This is a genomic window from Aliidiomarina celeris (assembly GCF_003316875.1).
In the GTDB taxonomy this organism is placed as follows: Bacteria; Pseudomonadota; Gammaproteobacteria; order Enterobacterales; family Alteromonadaceae; genus Aliidiomarina; species Aliidiomarina celeris.
The window spans coordinates 839,439-856,331 of sequence record NZ_QMIL01000001.1 but is presented as its reverse complement, the minus strand read 5'-3'; the positions used below and the strand labels follow the sequence as shown (position 1 = coordinate 856,331).

General features: G+C 50.7%; 15 protein-coding genes. 13 read left to right on the top strand and 2 right to left on the bottom strand.

Going from position 1 to position 16,893, the window contains the following annotated elements; translation table 11 throughout:
- The first annotated feature begins 109 nt into the window (after positions 1 to 109).
- The 5 genes from cysD (at position 110) to DQW12_RS04005 (ending at position 6,146) form a co-directional block, all read left to right on the top strand.
- On the top strand, positions 110 to 1,021 hold the full coding sequence (gene cysD / locus DQW12_RS04025; protein WP_113906548.1) for a sulfate adenylyltransferase subunit CysD: 912 nt from the start codon (positions 110 to 112) through the stop codon (positions 1,019 to 1,021).
- A 1-nt stretch (position 1,022) separates the two neighbouring features.
- Positions 1,023 to 2,441 (top strand): sulfate adenylyltransferase subunit CysN, encoded by a 1,419-nt coding sequence (cysN, locus tag DQW12_RS04020; RefSeq protein ID WP_113906545.1) that lies wholly within the window; start codon positions 1,023 to 1,025, stop codon positions 2,439 to 2,441.
- Positions 2,442 to 2,588: 147 nt separating this feature from the next.
- Positions 2,589 to 4,304 (top strand): SLC13 family permease, encoded by a 1,716-nt coding sequence (locus tag DQW12_RS04015; RefSeq protein WP_113906544.1) that lies wholly within the window; start codon positions 2,589 to 2,591, stop codon positions 4,302 to 4,304.
- A 186-nt stretch (positions 4,305 to 4,490) separates the two neighbouring features.
- Positions 4,491 to 5,090: an adenylyl-sulfate kinase gene (gene cysC, locus DQW12_RS04010; RefSeq protein WP_113906543.1), complete on the top strand. Its 600-nt coding sequence runs from the start codon at positions 4,491 to 4,493 to the stop codon at positions 5,088 to 5,090.
- A gap of 81 nt (positions 5,091 to 5,171) precedes the next feature.
- Positions 5,172 to 6,146, top strand: coding sequence for a DHH family phosphoesterase (locus tag DQW12_RS04005; RefSeq protein ID WP_113906542.1), 975 nt, complete (start codon positions 5,172 to 5,174; stop codon positions 6,144 to 6,146).
- Between the two features lie 152 nt (positions 6,147 to 6,298).
- On the opposite strand, the gene DQW12_RS04000 is transcribed toward DQW12_RS04005, so the two are convergent.
- On the bottom strand, positions 6,299 to 8,236 hold the full coding sequence (locus DQW12_RS04000) for a methyl-accepting chemotaxis protein (protein ID WP_113906540.1): 1,938 nt from the start codon (positions 8,234 to 8,236) through the stop codon (positions 6,299 to 6,301).
- Between the two features lie 117 nt (positions 8,237 to 8,353).
- On the opposite strand from DQW12_RS04000, the gene DQW12_RS03995 reads away from it, so the two are divergent.
- Positions 8,354 to 8,662, top strand: a complete 309-nt coding sequence (locus DQW12_RS03995; RefSeq protein ID WP_113906539.1) for a BolA family protein — start codon at positions 8,354 to 8,356, stop codon at positions 8,660 to 8,662.
- A gap of 93 nt (positions 8,663 to 8,755) precedes the next feature.
- A complete protein-coding gene (gene fabV, locus DQW12_RS03990) occupies positions 8,756 to 9,931 on the top strand; it encodes an enoyl-ACP reductase FabV (RefSeq protein ID WP_113906615.1) in 1,176 nt (391 codons plus the stop codon).
- Between the two features lie 34 nt (positions 9,932 to 9,965).
- Here fabV and DQW12_RS03985 read toward each other — a convergent pair whose 3' ends face one another.
- The gene (locus DQW12_RS03985; RefSeq protein WP_113906538.1) at positions 9,966 to 10,706 is read right to left on the bottom strand and encodes an REP-associated tyrosine transposase; all 741 of its coding nucleotides are present in this window, start codon (positions 10,704 to 10,706) and stop codon (positions 9,966 to 9,968) included.
- Positions 10,707 to 11,040: 334 nt separating this feature from the next.
- Between DQW12_RS03985 and DQW12_RS03980 the strand changes: the two genes are divergently transcribed.
- Genes DQW12_RS03980 through nqrF form a run of 6 tightly spaced genes read left to right on the top strand, consistent with a single transcriptional unit; the run spans position 11,041 to position 16,883 of the window.
- Positions 11,041 to 12,381 (top strand): Na(+)-translocating NADH-quinone reductase subunit A, encoded by a 1,341-nt coding sequence (locus DQW12_RS03980; RefSeq protein ID WP_113906537.1) that lies wholly within the window; start codon positions 11,041 to 11,043, stop codon positions 12,379 to 12,381.
- 2 nt (positions 12,382 to 12,383) lie between these two features.
- A complete protein-coding gene (locus DQW12_RS03975; protein WP_113906536.1) occupies positions 12,384 to 13,610 on the top strand; it encodes an NADH:ubiquinone reductase (Na(+)-transporting) subunit B in 1,227 nt (408 codons plus the stop codon).
- Entirely contained in the window at positions 13,603 to 14,367 is a 765-nt protein-coding gene (locus tag DQW12_RS03970; protein ID WP_113906535.1) for a Na(+)-translocating NADH-quinone reductase subunit C, read from the top strand. Before DQW12_RS03975 ends, DQW12_RS03970 begins: the two co-directional genes overlap by 8 nt.
- Positions 14,367 to 15,002 carry an NADH:ubiquinone reductase (Na(+)-transporting) subunit D gene (locus tag DQW12_RS03965; RefSeq protein ID WP_113906534.1) on the top strand — a complete coding sequence of 212 codons (636 nt, stop codon included), beginning with the start codon at positions 14,367 to 14,369 and terminating at the stop codon, positions 15,000 to 15,002. The genes DQW12_RS03970 and DQW12_RS03965 overlap by 1 nt, the downstream gene beginning before the upstream one ends.
- A gap of 3 nt (positions 15,003 to 15,005) precedes the next feature.
- Complete coding sequence (gene nqrE, locus DQW12_RS03960) at positions 15,006 to 15,614, top strand: NADH:ubiquinone reductase (Na(+)-transporting) subunit E (RefSeq protein WP_113906533.1); 609 nt, start codon at positions 15,006 to 15,008, stop codon at positions 15,612 to 15,614.
- 42 nt (positions 15,615 to 15,656) lie between these two features.
- Positions 15,657 to 16,883, top strand: coding sequence for an NADH:ubiquinone reductase (Na(+)-transporting) subunit F (nqrF, locus tag DQW12_RS03955; protein ID WP_113906532.1), 1,227 nt, complete (start codon positions 15,657 to 15,659; stop codon positions 16,881 to 16,883).
- The last annotated feature ends 10 nt before the right edge of the window (positions 16,884 to 16,893 follow it).

The window sequence follows — 16,893 nt, the reverse complement described above, 5'->3', positions numbered from 1 at the left end:
TTTTGGATGTTGAAGTTGGATTCGGCGCAGGCGCGGCATTGCGTAGAATCACCCCTCTAAATCAAGTACACTTAGGCCAATATTCTTTGTATTGGCCTAAGGTATTTTCATGCTTAAAACCCACCGTATTAGCCATTTAAAAGCGCTCGAAGCTGAGTCGATCCAAATCTTCCGCGAGGTTGCTGCGGAGTTCGAAAACCCTGTCATGCTGTATTCGGTGGGTAAGGACTCATCGGTGTTGTTGCATTTGGCGCGTAAGGCGTTTTATCCGGGCAAAATTCCGTTTCCGCTCATGCATGTGAATACCACGTGGAAGTTCCGGGAAATGATTGAGTTTCGTGACCGTATGGCCAAGGAAATGGGCTTTGAGCTGATTGAGTATATTAATCAGGACGGTGTAGACGCGGGCATAGGGCCATTTAGCCATGGTTCGGCCAAGCATACAGACGTAATGAAAACGCAAGCGCTGAAGCAGGCGCTCAATAAGTACAAGTTTGACGCGGCTTTTGGCGGCGCGCGCCGTGACGAAGAGAAGTCTCGGGCGAAGGAGCGGGTGTATTCGTTCCGCGACAAGAATCACCGTTGGGACCCGAAAAACCAACGCCCTGAGTTGTGGAATATTTTTAATGGCAAGGTGGATAAGGGCGAGAGTATTCGCGTGTTCCCGTTGTCGAATTGGACCGAGCTGGATATTTGGCAATACATTTACCTTGAGAATATTCAAATTCCAGAGCTTTACTTGGCCAAAGAGCGACCGGTGGTGGAGCGCGACGGCATGTTGGTGATGGTAGACGACGAGCGTATGCCGTTAGAAGCAGGCGAAACGCCGGACATGCGTATGGTGCGTTTCCGTACTTTAGGTTGCTACCCGCTGACCGGTGCGGTGGAGTCGGACGCAGCGACCTTGCCTGAAATTATTCAGGAAATGCTGTTAACCAAAACCTCTGAGCGGCAAGGCCGTGTGATTGACCGCGACAGCGCGGGTTCGATGGAAAAGAAAAAAATGGAAGGGTATTTCTAATATGAGCCACGCATCTCCTTTAATTGAACAAGACATTCTTGCCTATTTGAAGCAGCACGAAAGCAAAGAGCTGCTGCGCTTTATTACCTGTGGCTCGGTGGACGACGGTAAAAGTACCCTTATTGGGCGTTTGCTGCACGACAGTAAGATGATTTTTGAAGACCAGCTAGCGGCTATTACAGAAGACTCGAAAAAGTCAGGCACGCAAGGCGATGAGGTGGATTTAGCGCTTTTGGTGGATGGCCTGCAAAGCGAGCGCGAGCAGGGTATTACCATTGACGTTGCGTACCGGTATTTCTCGACCGACAAGCGCAAGTTTATTATCGCGGACACTCCGGGCCACGAGCAGTACACGCGCAATATGGCGACCGGCGCTTCGACTTGTGACTTAGCGATTATTTTGGTGGATGCGCGCCACGGCGTACAAGTGCAAACGCGCCGCCATAGCTTTATTTGCTCCTTGTTGGGTATTAAGCATGTCATTGTAGCCATTAATAAAATGGACTTGGTGGACTATTCGCAAGAGCGTTATAAAGAAATTCAAGATGAATATTTAAAGCTGGCGGGCTCGCTCGACATTCCTGACATTCGCTTTGTGCCGATCTCGGCGCTGAAAGGCGACAATGTGGTGAATCCTTCGGAGCATTTGAGCTGGTTCCGTGGCTCAACCTTGATGGAGTATTTGGAAAACATTGAGGTTGCGGGTGACGCGGAAAGCCATGACTTCCGTTTTCCTGTGCAGTTAGTGTCGCGGCCGAACTCCGATTTTCGTGGCTTCCAAGGCACGATTGCGTCGGGGTCGATTCGGGTGGGAGATACCATTCGAGTATTGCCGTCGGGCACTATTTCTTCCGTGAAGTCGATTGTTACCTTCGACGGCGAGCTTGAGGAAGCCCGCGCGCCGATGGCCGTAACGCTAACGTTGAATGACGAAGTAGACGTAAGCCGCGGTAACATGATTGTGCGCAAAGACGAGTTACCCCATGTGTCGACGCGAATGCGCGCCAAAGTGGTATGGATGCATGAAAAGGCGCTGGAGCCGCATCGCGAATATTACGTGAAGTTTACCTGTAAGCTCACCACGGGCCAGGTTGAGAAGCTGCACCACCGCATAGACGTAAATACGCTGGAAGAAGTGGATGCTGGCAAGTTGGAGCTGAACGAAATTGGCTTGGTGGACTTGCAGGTAACGGAGCCGGTTGCCTTTGATGCGTACCAAACCAATAAGCAAACCGGCGGTTTTATTCTGATAGACCGGATGAGTAACGTGACCGTGGGTGCCGGAATGATTGATTCCGCGCTGAAAGGGCATGAAGAATCGACGGAGCCAAAGGCGGAGTTTAGTGAGTTTGAGGTTGAGCTTAACCAGCTGATCCGCAAGCACTTCCCGCATTGGGGAGCGAAGGACCTGCTTGGCTAGGTGCGGCTTTTTGGGCGCGCCGGCTCGGAGCATTGTATGCGCGGCATTGCCGCGCGTGCGCATGGGGTTAGTTCCGGGCTATGGAGCGGGCATCTTCGAAGCGCTGTACGCGTGGGGCCGCCGCGCTTACAGAAATGGTGATGTGAAATGCTTTTTTTAACCCTGTTGATTATTGCGATGATCGCGCTGCTCGTTCGTTATCAAACGCGGTCGGCGGCAATATTTGGCGGCGCCATGCTGATTACCGTTGCGGTGGGTTGGGTAAGCCCTGAGGCGCTGTTGCGCAACGCGGCAAACCCCGGCCTGGCTACGTTAATTATGCTGGTGTTGATTTCCTTTGCGCTCGAAAAAACCAGCCTGTTGCGGCGTGTTTCTGCGTATCTTTTTTCACCTTCGCAAAGTGCAAGTATTCTGCGCACCATGGGTTTTTCTGCGTTGGCGTCGTCGGTGCTGAATAACACCGCGGTTGTTGCCGCTATGCTCAACGCCGTGCGCTCGAATAAGTACATTGCCCCCACTAAGTTGCTGATTCCGCTTTCTTATGCCGCGATTATGGGTGGCACCTTAACCCTTATTGGTACGTCGACAAACTTGATTGTGAATTCGATGTTTACCGATACCGGCCATGCCGGCTTCCGTTTTTTTGACTTTACCTTGGTGGGCCTTGGCGTGACGTGCGCCGGCTTATTTGTGCTGTTTGTGATGACGTTTTTTCTGCCGGACGAGCATGAAGAAAAATCCGCAATTTCAGAGTATTTTGTAGAGGCAAAACTGGCAGAAGACTCGCCTTTGGTGGGTAAAACCGTGGAAGACGCGGGGCTTCGCCACCTCGATGAGCTTTTTCTTGCTGAAATTATTCGAAAAGCCGAGATTTTAAGGCCTGTAGCCCGATACGATGTACTGCAAGCCGGCGATAAATTGGTGTTTTCGGGAAATGTGGGCAAGGTTATGGCTTTGAAACAGTTTCCGGGTTTGAGTTTGTTCGCAGAAGAGCAAGGGTTAGAAACGCACAAGTTAACCGAGGTTATTGTTAAGGAAGACTCGGTATTGGTTGGTAAAACGCTGAAGAGCACTGGCTTTAGGGCTCGTTTTGACGCGGCTGTGGTGGCGATTCGCCGTGAAGGGGAGCGGGTTACCGGAAAACTCGGCGAGGTGGTGTTGCAGCCGGGGGATTTTTTATTGCTTGCGACGGGCCCCGACTTTTCAACACGCCATAACATTACTAAAAACTTTTATGTGTTGAGTGGGGTGAGCCCCGAAAACATGTTGAGTGGCTGGCGCGAGAAGCTTACGTTGTGGGGCTTTGTGGGCATGATTGCGGTGAGTGTGGTTACGGGCACGTCGCTGTTTACAGGTTCTTTGTTTTTGCTTGCGGGCTTGTTGTTTACCGGGTGTTTGCACAGTAACGAGATTAAACGCCGGTTTCCGGTGGAGATTTGGGTGATTGTTGCCAGTGCGCTGTGTATTGCCACCGCAATGACGAGCACTGGGCTGTCGCAGGGGATTAGTGATTTTGCGGCGAGCGCGTTGGCGGGGTATGCGCCGCTAGTAACTTTTGTGGGTGTATTTTTGCTCACTTATTTGTTGACCGAGTTGATTACCAATAACGCTGCAGCAGCGTTGATGTTCCCGATTGCATATAGCTTGGCGGTGGGGATGGGCGTGGATCCGTTTCCGATGGTGATGGGGGTGGCTTTTGCCGCGTCGGCGAGCTTTTTAACGCCTTACGGATATCAAACCAATTTGATGGTGTTTAACGCGAGCACCTATCGGCTTAAGCATTTTTTAGTCACCGGCGCACCCGTAGCAATAACCTACGTTGTGGCGTGCATCGTGCTCATCCCCATGGTTTTTCCCTTTTAACCACGGGGTCAGACCCCAGCTGCGCGGGGTCAGATACACTTGATATCTTTTTGGTGTCAATGAGTTGTGCGCGATTTTTGGATTACGGGAGCGCTTGGGGTCTGACCCCGCGCTTTGAAAGGCGCAGTTTTACTGGAAGAAGGGGCGGAAACTTTACTCTGACCCCGTAGTTGGAGCAGGAGCGAGATGAGCGAGAATATTGTTTGGCATGATACGGCGGTGTCGTTTGATGATCGGGTGAGGCTGAATGGGCATAAGCCTGCGGTGCTTTGGTACACGGGGTTGAGTGGTTCGGGGAAGTCGACTATTGCGAATGCTGTGGACCTTAAATTATTTGAGCGGGGCTGCCATACCTACCTGCTCGACGGCGACAACGTGCGTCACGGGTTGAATAAAGATTTAGGCTTCGACGATGCGTCGCGGATTGAAAATATCCGCAGGATCACCGAGGTGGCCAAGCTCTTTGCAGAGGCAGGCCTGATTGTTGGAACTGCCTTTATATCGCCATTTATTGCGGATAGAGAGCAGGCTAGGGCGATAGCGGGTGCTCACTTTATTGAAGTATTTGTAGACACTCCGTTGGAAATCTGCGAGCAGCGCGACCCTAAAGGTTTGTACAAAAAAGCCCGCGCGGGTGACATTCCGCATTTCACGGGTATTTCTTCGCCGTACGAAGCGCCGAAAAACGCAGAAATCCATTTGAAAACGGCAGAAATTAGCGTAGAGGCGGCTGCTGAACAAGTCGTTGCGTATTTAATTCAAAACCACAAACTGGGGTCAGAGTAAAACGCTACAGCCCTTTATTTTTGGGAGGGTGAGGCGAAAAGTGTACTCTGACCCCAGGGTTGTAAGGAACGGAGACGGTTGATGTTCATTGATGTTTTTAATGGCGATGCGGATGGTATTTTTTCTTTGTTGCAGATGCGCAAGGCTGCGCCGGTTGCGGCGAAAGACCAGTTGCTGATTAGTGGTGTGAAGCGTGATAACGCATTGATTCGGCGAATTTCTGATGAGCAGGCCCAGGGTGCAGTGATTACTGCGTTAGATATTTCGTTCGACAAGAATACGGCAGATCTAGAGCGTGTGCTCAACCATGCTGAGTCGATTTTTTACTGCGACCATCACCAAGCGAAAACGTTATTTACCCATGAAAAGTTAAACGCAGTTATCGATTTTGCCCCAACTGTGTGTACAGGTTTGTTAGTGAGTAAGCACTTAGGTGGGATGTACCATCCGTGGGCAATTGCCGCTGCGTTTGGTGACAGCCTCGACACTGTGGCTTTGGCAGAGAGTGACAAGCTGGGCTGGCACAGGGAGAGCGCGCAGAAGGTAAAAGAGCTCGGTGTGTTGGTGAACTACAATGGTTATGGTGCGAGTGTTCAAGACTTACATTTTGCACCGGAAGCCTTGTACCGAGAGCTAGCGTTGTACGACTCACCTTTTGACGTGATAGAAGACACGGACTCGCCTTTTGTAAAGCTGCAACAGGGCTATGGCGAGGACATGGAGCAGGCGCAGCGCGCGGACACATTGCGTGACGATGATGGCCTCACGGCTATTATGCTCGAAGATGAGGCTTGGGCGCGGCGGATTAGCGGTACGTTGGGTAATGACCTTGCACACGCGTCGCCAGATAAGGCCATTGTAATTGCAACGCCAAACGCCGACGGTAAAACGTTAACTATTAGCTTGCGCGCGCCGAAGTCGAATTTGCAAGGTGCTGGCGATATTTGTAGCGCTTTTCCAACGGGGGGTGGGCGTGCTGGCGCCGCGGGTGTAAATGCGTTGCCGTTGGCAGATCTCGGCCGGTTTATCGACGCCGTGAGCAGGTATTACGCGTAGGTACGGCACCGCCGTACCTACGAGATTCCGAATTCGTGGAAATCACGGCACCGCCGTGCATTCCGCGATATCGAATTTCGATAAATGCCCGCGCCTGTGCTGCGTTGGGCTCGGGCTGTTGAACGCGCGCACGATTTTTGCGCGCGGTTTACTCACCGGCGTACGCGGAACTGACGCACTAACTCTTGTAGTTTTTCGGCGAGGCCGGCCAATGACTCGCTGGCTTCGGCGCTTTGGCTAACGCTTTCTGCGGTTTGTGAGGCTACGTCTGCCACGGCGTGGATGTTCTCCGTGATTTCCTTGGTTGCGGCGGTTTGTTCCTCGGTGGCACTCGCAATTTGGTGCACCATGTCGTTTATCACCGTGGCCGCTTCGGTAATTTGTTCTAGTGACGAGCCCGCTAAGTTCGCTTTGTCGCGTGAGCTGTCGGCTTTTTTCTGACTAATTTCCATGGCTTTTACTGAACGCTCCGCCGCGCTTTGCAAGCGTACAATCACGTCTTGAATTTGCTTGGTGCTCTCTTGGGTACGGCTTGCGAGAGTCCGAACTTCATCGGCGACCACCGAGAAACCACGGCCGCTTTCACCTGCGCGTGCCGCCTCAATGGCGGCGTTCAACGCGAGTAGATTGGTTTGCTCGGCAATGTTTTCGATAACCGTAAGAACTTGCCCAATTTGGTCGGAGTCGGTTTTTAGCTCGTTGATAATATTGCTGGTGTTTTGAATTTCGAGATCGAGCTCTTCCACGCTATTAATGGTGTCGCGCACGGCTTTCTGGCCGTGGCGGGCCTCGTCGTTTGTACGATTGGCAGCGCCGGCGGCTTCTTGTGCATTGCGCGCGACTTCAATGGCGGTGCTGCTCATTTCATTAACGGCGGTGGCCGCGTGGTTGAGCTGGTCGGTTTGATTTTGGATTCCAGCTTCGGTGCCTTCGTTAATTTGCGAAAGTTCAGTGGCAGCGCTGGCTACTTGCTCGGAGTAGCTGCTGATGTCGCTCATAATGTGGCGCAGCTGGGCTTGCATACGCCCAATGGCCGCAAGTAAGCTTTTTTCGTCGGCGCCTTCGAGGTTGAGGTCGTGGGAGAGATCGCCGCTGGCCACCACGCCAACCACCTCGTTGGCATAATTTGGGTCGCCGCCAAGGATTTTAATTACGGTACCGGTAATCCAGAAGCACATAGCTACGCTTAAGCCAATAATTACCGCCACGATAACCACTAGGGTCCAGAACATACGGTTTACGGCAGCTAAGGCTTCGTCTTCGCGCTGTTCGATAATTAGCCCCCAACCGAGTAGCTCGAGGTAATTGAAGTTTCCGATAACAGAAATACCCGCAGAATTGTTGTAGGTGGTAATTCCCGAGCGGCCGCTGGCGATACCCTGTGCAGCGAGAGAGTCAATTTTCGCTTCGAGGTTGCTTTGGTAGCGCGAAGGGGTAATGAGCGAGCGGTCTTTGGCAATAAGGAAAACATTAGGGTCGCCGGGAATGCTGAGGTCTTGCACTTGATTTGTAATATTCTCGAGCATCACGGCGGCGCGGAAAATAGCGACAATACGGCCGTTGTTGCGAATGGGTATGGCGATATTACTGATACGATTGCCGGTCGCACGCGACACCAAAGGGTTGGAAATAGTGTCGTTGCCTTGCATGGCGTTTTGGAACCAACTGCGGTCAGCAACATTAAAGCTTGAGGCTTCATTGGGTGGAATATAGGTGGTTTGCCCATTGGCATGGGAAACACCGACCATGCCGCGCCCGCCCGTGTCAACGATATAGATGGAGTCGTAGTAACCGTGCGCGTCGGCAAGAATGGTGAGGATATTGCGCAAACGGTCTGTGTCGAGACTCGCGGTTGCCGGTAAATTGGCGGCAAATTTTACTTCGTCTTGGCGGGCAATAAGCCAGTCGGTGAATGACTCCGCAGCTTGTTCGCCGGCGCCGGTAAGGCGATTCATAGTGGCTTCGGTAGCGGCGCGTCGGTATTCTATGTACACAATAGAGGCGACAACCAAAACCGAGAGCACAACGAGTAATACAATAGAGGTAGTGAGACGGCCTTTGAAACCAAGGCGTTGCCAAACAGCAGACATGTTTTTTTCCTTATTTTAACTTCACTAGCAATAAGTTTGTATCGGTCGGTTCTTACTCAATGTTTAGCATTTATTACGAAATAAGCAATGTATATAAAAGAGGTTTGAGGAGTTTGTATGACGATGCGAGAAATAATAGAAGAGAAACTGGCACAGGCGTTTTCACCCAGTTTTTTACAAGTAGACGATGAAAGCTACATGCATGCCGCGGGCCCGAAGGCGCAATCGCATTTTAAGGTGACACTTGTTACAGAAGTATTTACGGGTAAGCGCTTGTTGGCACGGCACCGAGAGGTGAATGCTGTTTTGGCTGCGGAGCTCGCGGGTTCAGTGCATGCATTGGCGCTGCATACCTACACTCCGGAGGAATGGCAAAAACGCCAGAATAACGCACCACAAAGCCCACCCTGCCATGGCGGCGAGTAAGCGTTGCGGGTATAGGGCGATCATCTGATCTGTTTTGTGCATGGGTTGGGTTATGATGAGCGCAATAATAAACACCAAAAAGAGATTGAAATTATGGTAATTAAGCCTCGTATTCGTGGGTTTATTTGTACGAACTCGCATCCGGTAGGGTGTGCGGCAAACGTACAAGAGCAGATAGATTACGTGCAGAAATTGGCGCCAGTGAAAGGCCCCCAACGTGTGTTGGTGATTGGCTGCTCAACCGGTTACGGTTTGGCGTCGCGCATTGTAGCTACGTTCGGAGCGGGCGCAAAAACCTTAGGCGTGTGCTTTGAGAAAGAGCCGAGCGAGAAGAAAACCGGTACTGCGGGCTGGTATAACGTTGCGGCGTTTCATGAAAAGGCACGTGCGGCGGGGCATTACGCGGAAACCTTAAATGGCGACGCTTTTTCTGACGAGCTGAAAGACGAGACGATAGCGCGCATTAAGGCGGATTTAGGGCAAGTAGACTTGGTGATTTACAGTTTGGCGTCGCCGAAGCGGCGTGATCCGGAAACTGGCGAAGTGTACAGCTCAACGTTGAAGCCGGTGGGCCAAGCCTACACCACAAAAACTTACGACACCGACAAAGACCGCGTGCACGATGTGTCGCTGGAGCCTGCTAATGAAGAGGAAATTGCCAATACTGTAAAAGTAATGGGCGGTGAAGACTGGGAGCGTTGGATAAAAGCGTTGTCGGCGGCGGGCGTGTTGGCGGATGGCGTGCAAACCACTGCTTACACCTATATTGGTAAGAAACTCACTTGGCCAATTTACGGCCATGCCACCATTGGTAAGGCGAAGGAAGATCTAGACCGGGCTGCTGCGGCGTTGCGTAACGATTATGCGTCGTTGGGTTTAAAAGCCTATGTGTCATCGTTAAAGGCGGTGGTGACACAGGCGAGCTCAGCCATTCCGGTAATGCCTTTGTATATTTCGTTAATGTACAAGGTGATGAAAGAAGACGGCACGCATGAGGGCTGTATTGAACAGGCATATCGGTTGTTTATTGAGGGGCTCTATGTGCCTTCGCCAGAGCTCGATGAGGCCGGCCGCTTGCGAATGGACGCAAAAGAAACCAATGATGAAACCCAGGCGGTGATTGAAGGTTTGTGGAACCAAGTGACTCAAGAGAACTTCCATCAACTCGCCGATTATGAGGGCTACCACGCCGACTTCCTGCGCTTGTTCGGCTTTGGCGTTGACGGCGTCGACTACGACGCCGACGTATCACCACTCGCCGACTGGTAACCCCCTAACCTTGGGGTCAGAGTAAACTTTTCCGCTACGAAGAACGTTTTTTGGGCGCTGTAGCGGAGGGGGTCTGACCCCCTTGTTGTGTATCTGACCCCTTGTTTTTTGGAGTTTTGAGGTGTTGTGATATTCCGGTCGCTAATTCGATCGTTTTCTTGAATTTCTCGCCCCCAAAGGCAATGTTAGCCTGCAACGCGGTTCTAATTTGTTGAAGAACCTCGCCTTTTACGTCGTGCATAAACAAAGAGCGATAGACTTTGAGCCTCTCTTCCTCAGACTCCCCCAACCCTAAATACAGCTCGTGGGGTGTAATGAGGTTTGACCGGCGCCCGTAACCATTGGTGGCGAAGCTTGACCAGTGATGCTCGTTCGGCGTGTTCACCATGCCAGCTCGGACAGGGTTCAATTCTATGTAGCGATACACGGTAAGTAAGTACTCATCGCTATCCACTATGCTGGAATGGAAACGACCCTCCCAGAGTGTTCCAGTTCGTTTTCGCTTTTTATTGAAACGCTGCACGTATCTGCGCCCGATAGATTGCATCATTTTACTAACTGCCTGTTTTTCATGGGGTGTTACGAGCATGTGCACGTGGTTGGTCATGAACACCCAAGCATGAATGTCGACATTAAACTTTTCTTTATAAATTTTCATAAGGTGCGCGTAAAAGGAAAAGTCTTCACTGTCGGCGAAGCAGTTCTGCTTGTTATTACCGCGTTGCACAATGTGATACGGAAAACCCGGAATATCGACTCGTTTTCGTCTGGCCATAATTACCTCCTTGTTGTTGGGGCTTTAAATTTAGACTGGCGAATCCACTAATGCCGATCTTTTCAGCATTTGCGCACAAAGATGAGGATCTGACCCCAGCTTGATGGGGTCAGAGTAAACCCGCGGAGTCAGCGAAAACTGGGAAAAACGGCTGAAAAGTGGGATCTGACCCCGAAGTTAGAGGGGGGAGTGTTATCTGACCCCATAATTGGCATTTAATTTTGTTTAGAAAGTGATAGAATATCGACCCTGTAAAGTACAGGGTTTTTTTATTCTGTTGCGTAACGAATTTTGAGCTTTCAATCTTCCCTAAAATTGAGTAGTGCAGACGCGTATGATTACGATAAAGAAAGGACTGGACATCCCTATTGCGGGTGCTCCACAGCAGATTATCGAGGATGGCCCTGCCATCAAATCCGTAGCTGTACTGGGTGAAGAGTATGTGGGTATGCGCCCGACCATGTATGTCCAGGTTGATGACCGGGTCAAAAAAGGTCAGGTTCTTTTTGAAGACAAGAAGAACCCCGGTGTTAAATTCACTGCTCCTGCAGCCGGTGTAGTTAAAGAAATTAACCGAGGCAAGCAACGAGTTTTGCAGTCTGTCGTTATTGAAATTGACGGCGACGAGCAGGAAACGTTCGAGCAATACTCTGCCGATAAGCTGCTGCAACTCAGCCGCGAAAACGTGCAGCAGAATCTCGTAGATTCGGGTTTGTGGACAGCGTTCAGAACGCGGCCATACTCACGCTCGCCAAAGCTTGACTCAGTGCCAAAAGCGATTTTCGTGAACGCGATGGACACCAACCCGCTCGCGGGCGACCCGGTGCTAGCGATTAAAGAAAACAGCGACGCGTTTGTCGACGGCCTCAAAGTGGTAAGCCGCTTGACCGAAGGCAAACTGTACGTTGCGAGCGCGCCGGACGCAAACCTAGACTTCGGTAGCGCTCCCGTAACCCACGAAACCTTCAAGGGCGTTCACCCTGCGGGTAACGTAGGCACGCACATTCACTTCCTCGAAGGGGTGAGTATGCAGCACCACGTTTGGCATTTAAATGCGCAAGACGTGATTGCTATCGGTAAACTCTTCACCACCGGCGAATTGTTCACTGACCGCGTGGTTGCCATTGGTGGCCCAGGTGTGAAGCATCCGCGTTTGCTGCGTACCCGTTTAGGCGCTAACTTAAACGACTTGCTGAAAGGCGAAATTGCTGAAGGCAACCAGCGTGTGGTGTCGGGTTCTGTACTGAACGGCCACAAAGCGCAAGGGCCTCACGCATTCCTCGGCCGCTTCCACCAACAAGTAAGTGTGTTGGAAGAGGGTGACGAGAAGTTGTTATTCGGTTGGATTTGGCCGGGTAAAGAAATGCACTCGATCACTCGCGCCTATGCGGGCCACTTAAGCCCGAACAAACTTTACAACATGAATGCCTCAACCAACGGTTCAAACCGTGCCATGGTGCCCATTGGCAACTATGAGCGGGTTATGCCATTAGATATTCTGCCAACCTTGTTACTTCGTGACCTTTGTGCAGGCGATATCGAAAGCGCACAAGCGTTGGGCTGTCTTGAGTTGGACGAAGAAGACTTAGCGCTGTGCACCTATGTGTGCCCCGGCAAATATGATTTCGGGCCGTTGCTTCGCAAATGCCTGACGACGATCGAGAAAGAGGGCTAATCATGAGCTTGAAGCATTATCTTGAGCAGATTGAGCCAAACTTCGAAAAAGGCGGCAAACACGAAAAGTGGTATGCGCTTTACGAAGCAGTAGCGACTATTCTGTACACCCCAGGTACAACCACCAAAGGTGCTACGCACGTTCGCGATAACGTGGACTTGAAGCGGATCATGATCTTTGTGTGGATGATGACCTTCCCAGCCATGTTTTACGGCATGTATAACGTAGGTTTTCAGGCAAACCTTGCAGTGGTTGAAGGCTATCAACTCGCCGATATCTGGCAGGTTGGTTTGTTCCAGCTACTCGGTGGTGAGCTCGGCGCCAATGCAGGTTGGGGCGCTATGATGTGGTACGGCGCGTGCTTCTTCTTACCGATTTACGCAACGGCCTTCGTTGTGGGCGGTTTCTGGGAAGTACTCTTCGCCTCTATTCGTAAGCACGAAATTAACGAAGGTTTCTTCGTAACCTCGGTGCTGTTCGCGTTGATTCTGCCGGCGACCATTCCATTGTGGCAAGTGGCCCTCGGTATCACCTTTGGTATCGTAATGGGTAAAGAAATTTTCGGCGGAACGGGCCGTAACTTCTTGAACCCCGCGTTAACCGGTCGTGCGTTCTTATACTTCTCGTTCCCAGCAGCAATTTCTGGCGACCAAGTATGGACTGCAGCCGACGGTTACACCGGTGCGACCGCATTAACCGAAGCGTTTAATGGTAACGCGACGTATGCAACCGACCTCTCGAGCCAAGTGATTGGCGCGTGGACGTGGATGGACGCTTTCTTAGGCCGTATCCCTGGCTCTGTAGGTGAGGTTTCTACCTTAGCCATCGCCATTGGTGGTTTGGCACTGATTTACTTCCGCATTGCGTCTTGGCGCATTGTCGGCGGTGTGTTCATCGGTATGGTGGTGTTCTCTGGCCTGTTGAACCTGATTGGCAGCGAAACCAACGCCATGTTTGCAATGCCGTGGTATTGGCACTTGGTTATTGGTGGCTTTGCCTTTGGTATGTTCTTTATGGCGACAGACCCTGTGTCGGCGTCGTTTACCAACAGTGGTAAATGGGCATACGGTATTCTTATTGGTTTAATGACCGTAATGATTCGGGTAATTAACCCTGCTTTCCCAGAGGGCATTATGCTTGCAATTCTGTTTGCAAACGTATTTGCACCGCTGTTTGACCACTTTGTAGTACAGGCCAACATTAAGCGGAGGGTTGCACGCCATGTCTAAAAGCAATGACAGTATTAGCAAAACCTTCACAGTTGTAATTGCACTTTGTTTAGTGTGCTCGATTATTGTTGCGGGTTCAGCTGTTGGTTTAAAAAGTAAGCAAGAAGCCAATGCGGCGCTTGCCAAGCAGGTTAACATTCTGAACACCGCGGGTGTTGACCGCGAAGGCCGTGCGGCCGACGTGGTTTTCGCCGAGCGCGTTCGTGTGGCGGCATTTAATCAGCAAACCGGTGAGTTACAGGCGTTTGATACCTTAACTGCAATGGATCAACACCTTGCCAACGTAGCGATCTTGTCGGGTGTTGACGGTGCTCAGCAAGCTGGTGTTCGTGACATGCGCGCGGAAATTCCAGTGTACGCCGTAACCGATGCGGAAGGCTCGGTACAAACGTACCTTATGGATATTCGTGGTGCTGGCCTCTGGGGCATGATGTACGCTTATTTAGCGGTTGAGCCTGACGGCCAAACCATTCGCGACATATACTTTTATCAACACCAAGAAACCCCTGGCTTGGGCGGCGAAATTCAAAACCCGCGCTGGACGGCAAACTTTAAAGGCCTTACTGCGGTAAACAGTAACGGCGAGGTGGTGATTGAAGTGGCGAAGGGCGCCGGTAACCGTGACAACGGTGTAGACGCATTGTCGGGTGCAACCATTACCAGTAACGGTGTGAACAACACCTTGCAGTTCTGGTTGAGTGACTCTGCCTACGGCCCGTTGCTTGCTAAACTCCGTGAACAAGGAGCGATTTTATAATGGCTAGCGCGAAAGAAGTAAAACAAACGCTGTTTGGGCCTATTTTTGCCAATAACCCAATTGCGTTACAAATTCTTGGGGTGTGTTCTGCCTTGGCGGTTACCTCAACTTTAGATAAAACCTTGGTAATGTGTATCGCTTTAACCTTAGTGGTGGCGTTCTCAAACTTGTTTATCTCGATTATTCGCAACCACATTCCGTCGAGTGTACGTATTATTGTGCAAATGACGATTATTGCCAGCTTGGTAATTGTGGTTGACCAAATCTTGAAAGCATACGCGTACGATATCGCACAAGAGCTGTCGGTATTTGTAGGTTTGATTATTACCAACTGTATTGTAATGGGCCGCGCAGAAGCCTTTGCAATGAAAGAGCCACCCATGATGTCGTTCCTTGACGGTATCGGAAATGGTTTGGGCTATTCCATTGTATTGCTGACGGTAGGTTTCATTCGTGAATTGTTTGGTTCGGGCAGCTTGTTTGGCTACCAAATTTTCTCACTGATTAGTGAAGGTGGTTGGTATACGCCGGTTGGCCTCTTGGTGATGCCGCCAAGTGCTTTCTTTATTATTGGTGGTTTTATTTGGGTGTTACGCGTGTTCCGCCCAGAACAAGTTGAAGCGAAGGAGTCTTAATTCATGGAACACTATATCAGCATGTTCGTGCGTGCCGTGTTCATTGAGAACCTCGCACTTTCGTTCTTCCTGGGAATGTGTACATTCCTCGCGGTATCTAAAAAAGTAACTACCGCATTTGGATTGGGTGTTGCCGTTATTGTGGTGTTGGGCCTTTCCGTGCCAGCCGGTAACTTGGTGAATACTTATGTTCTTGCCCCTGGCGCTTTGGCGTGGGCAGGTTTTCCAGATGCAGACCTCAGCTTCCTGCGTTTCTTAACCTTCATTGGCATTATTGCTGCGTTGGTTCAGATTTTAGAAATGACGCTGGATAAATTCTTGCCTGCACTTTACAACGCGCTGGGTATTTTCTTGCCGTTAATTACCGTGAACTGTGCCATTTTTGGTGGTGTGTTGTTCATGGTTGAGCGCGACTATAACTTCACCGAATCGGTCGTTTACGGCGTAGGTTCGGGTGTGGGCTGGGCGTTAGCGATCACGTTGTTGGCCGCTGTACGCGAAAAGCTAAAATACGCTGATATTCCTGACGGCTTGCGTGGCCTTGGAATTACCTTTATCAGCACGGGTCTGATTGGTTTGGGCTTTATGTCGTTTTCCGGCGTATCTCTGTAAACCTCGGTGTAAAGTAGTAGCAGGAATAAAAGGAACAAGTCGATGCAAGAAATATATCTTGGCGTAGGCATGTTTACCATAATTGTACTGGCTTTGGTGGTTGTGATTTTATTCGCAAAATCCAAGCTAGTCCCTTCTGGTGATGTGCAGATCGTGATTAACGATGACCCAGACAAAACCATTACCACACAGCCGGGCACCAAGTTGCTTGGTGCACTCGCCAATGCGGGTATTTTCGTGTCTTCTGCCTGTGGTGGCGGTGGTTCATGCGGCCAGTGTATCGTTCATATTAAAGAGGGTGGCGGTGAAATTCTGCCGACTGAGCGTGACCATATTTCGCGTGGTGAAGCCCGTGACGGTGCGCGTTTGTCTTGTCAGGTGAACGTGAAGCAGAACATGAAAATTGAACTTGAAGAAGAAATCTTCGGGATCAAGAAGTGGGACTGTACGGTTAAGTCGAATAACAACGTGGCCACCTTTATTAAAGAGTTTGTGGTGCAGTTGCCAGAAGGCGAAGAAGTACCGTTCCGTGCCGGTGGTTATATTCAAATTGAAGCGCCACCCCACCATGTGAAATTTAAAGACTTCGAAATTGAAGACAAATTCCGTGGCGACTGGGAGCACTTCGGCTTCTTTAAACTGGAGTCTAAGGTAGACGACGAGACCATTCGTGCGTACTCGATGGCGAACTACCCAGACGAGAAAGGCATTATCATGTTGAACGTGCGTATTGCTACGCCGCCTCCGCGTGATATGAGCTTACCGCCGGGCAAAATGTCGTCGTACATTTTCAGCCTAAAAGCGGGCGACAAAGTTACCATTTCGGGTCCATTTGGTGAGTTCTTCGCCAAAGATACCGAAGCTGAAATGGTATTTGTGGGCGGTGGTGCTGGTATGGCGCCCATGCGTTCGCACATTTTTGACCAACTGCGCCGCTTAAACTCGAAGCGCAAAATGACCTTCTGGTACGGTGCGCGTTCGAAGAAAGAAATGTTCTACGTTGAGGACTTTGACATGTTGGCGCGTGAAAACGACAACTTTGAATGGCACGTAGCACTTTCTGACCCGCAGCCGGAAGACGATTGGGAAGGTTACACTGGGTTTATTCACAACGTTCTGTTGGAGAATTACCTGAAAGACCACCCAGCCCCAGAAGACTGTGAGTTCTACATGTGTGGTCCACCCATGATGAACGCAGCGGTAATCAATATGCTAAAAGAGCTTGGCGTAGAAGACGAAAACATCATGCTTGATGATTTCGGCGGCTAGGGCTTGAAAG

Bases quoted from the DNA above. Each gene is read 5' to 3' on its own strand.
- DQW12_RS03975 (WP_113906536.1), top strand. From the start codon at position 12,384: ATGAGCTTGAAGCATTATCTTGAGCAGATTGAGCCAAACTTCGAAAAA.
- fabV (WP_113906615.1), top strand. From the start codon at position 8,756: ATGGTAATTAAGCCTCGTATTCGTGGGTTTATTTGTACGAACTCGCAT.
- DQW12_RS04015 (WP_113906544.1), top strand. From the start codon at position 2,589: ATGCTTTTTTTAACCCTGTTGATTATTGCGATGATCGCGCTGCTCGTT.
- cysN (WP_113906545.1), top strand. From the start codon at position 1,023: ATGAGCCACGCATCTCCTTTAATTGAACAAGACATTCTTGCCTATTTG.
- DQW12_RS03980 (WP_113906537.1), top strand. From the start codon at position 11,041: ATGATTACGATAAAGAAAGGACTGGACATCCCTATTGCGGGTGCTCCA.
- cysD (WP_113906548.1), top strand. From the start codon at position 110: ATGCTTAAAACCCACCGTATTAGCCATTTAAAAGCGCTCGAAGCTGAG.
- DQW12_RS04005 (WP_113906542.1), top strand. From the start codon at position 5,172: ATGTTCATTGATGTTTTTAATGGCGATGCGGATGGTATTTTTTCTTTG.
- nqrE (WP_113906533.1), top strand. From the start codon at position 15,006: ATGGAACACTATATCAGCATGTTCGTGCGTGCCGTGTTCATTGAGAAC.
- nqrF (WP_113906532.1), top strand. From the start codon at position 15,657: ATGCAAGAAATATATCTTGGCGTAGGCATGTTTACCATAATTGTACTG.
- DQW12_RS03995 (WP_113906539.1), top strand. From the start codon at position 8,354: ATGACGATGCGAGAAATAATAGAAGAGAAACTGGCACAGGCGTTTTCA.
- DQW12_RS03985 (WP_113906538.1), bottom strand. From the start codon at position 10,706: ATGGCCAGACGAAAACGAGTCGATATTCCGGGTTTTCCGTATCACATT.
- DQW12_RS04000 (WP_113906540.1), bottom strand. From the start codon at position 8,236: ATGTCTGCTGTTTGGCAACGCCTTGGTTTCAAAGGCCGTCTCACTACC.
- DQW12_RS03965 (WP_113906534.1), top strand. From the start codon at position 14,367: ATGGCTAGCGCGAAAGAAGTAAAACAAACGCTGTTTGGGCCTATTTTT.
- cysC (WP_113906543.1), top strand. From the start codon at position 4,491: ATGAGCGAGAATATTGTTTGGCATGATACGGCGGTGTCGTTTGATGAT.
- DQW12_RS03970 (WP_113906535.1), top strand. From the start codon at position 13,603: ATGTCTAAAAGCAATGACAGTATTAGCAAAACCTTCACAGTTGTAATT.